Origin of the sequence: Chachezhania antarctica, assembly GCF_003646465.1 — a bacterium.
Lineage (GTDB): Bacteria > Pseudomonadota > Alphaproteobacteria > Rhodobacterales > Rhodobacteraceae > Chachezhania > Chachezhania antarctica.
The window spans coordinates 382-1510 of sequence record NZ_QZEX01000038.1 but is presented as its reverse complement, the minus strand read 5'-3'; the positions used below and the strand labels follow the sequence as shown (position 1 = coordinate 1510).

Genomic DNA, 1129 nt, shown 5'->3' with positions numbered 1-1129 from the left:
GCGCGGCCGCGGATTCCCAGTGTTCCATCGCGGTCTGACCGCTGTTCGGGCTCGCCGTCAGAACCTCGGCAAGATCCGGCTCGATCCGCGCGCGCGAGCCATTGGCTTGCTTTTCGTAGAAGGCCACCGGCAGCGAGCCGATCAGTTCCGAGTTGCCCTTGACGCACGCCCAGGCCGCGGAGAGCCCGAGCGCCGACGTCGGCGACACCGTCTTCCCAGCGTGGCTGGAATAGCCCCTCCCGCCCCAGGCCAGGCCGGGCGAGACGCTGACCCACCCGCTTTCGCCAGCGGCAAGCTCCGCCCGGACGCCGCGCAAGGCCGCTTTCATGAACCGCAGCACCATCAGACCACCATCACGGGCCTGGCCAGCATTCCCGCCAGGCTCTTGCGCTTCGCCGCCGCCGGGTTGAGGCTCATCAGGTAGACCGCGTTGAACGTGGCCATGAGCGGATCGATCTTGCCCGCGCCAGAAACCGCCTTGGTCACAATCACCGCATTTCCCCTCGGTTCCGTTTTCGCATTGCCGACGCACCACGCCATGAGCGGCTGCCCCCCATGCACCAGGGAGCCGTCGAAGAGCTTCCGCTCGGTTCCCTTGATCGCCCCGTTCAGCTTGTAGCCCTGCGACACGCTGGCGAGCGCGTCGGACGGGATCCCGGCCAGCTCGAGCCCGTCCACGATCGCCGCCACGCCCTCGGGATCGAGCCCGACCCCGCCCCGTTCCGGCAGGAGCCCCGCATCATGCACCCGCTTGACCAGGGCGATCAGCTCCTCGAGATCCTGCGTCGGCGTCTTGCAGATCGTGAGCGCATCCTCGCGCTCGAGATCCCGCAGCTTTTCCGCGATCGCCTTGCGCCGCGTGAGCGCGACCTCGTGCACCCAGGCCGAGCACCACAGAAGCCAGCGCTTCGTCACCCGGTCCCGGCCCAGGATCGCGAGGCCGAGAAGGTCATCCATCCCGCCACCGTCGATCCCGATCGTGCAGACTTCCGAGCGGGCGAGCAGCGCCTCGAGATCGAGCGTCGGCTCGACCGCCTCGATCCAATGGCTCGCGCCGATCCAGCCACCCTTGTGGTGGCCAAGCCCGATCTGGATATTCAGATGCTGCGACGCCCACCGCGCAAGCTCA

1 protein-coding gene and 1 pseudogene are annotated in these 1129 nt (G+C 68.1%); both read right to left on the bottom strand.

Features of this window, described 5'->3' with window-relative positions:
- A pseudogene (locus D4754_RS23725) lies at window positions 1-343 on the bottom strand (phage portal protein); the annotation flags it as partial.
- Window positions 343-1129, bottom strand: a 787-nt coding sequence (locus D4754_RS23720) for a terminase TerL endonuclease subunit (protein ID WP_338031168.1), incomplete at its 5' end; no start/stop codon positions are given. The pseudogene D4754_RS23725 and the gene D4754_RS23720, both read right to left, overlap by 1 nt.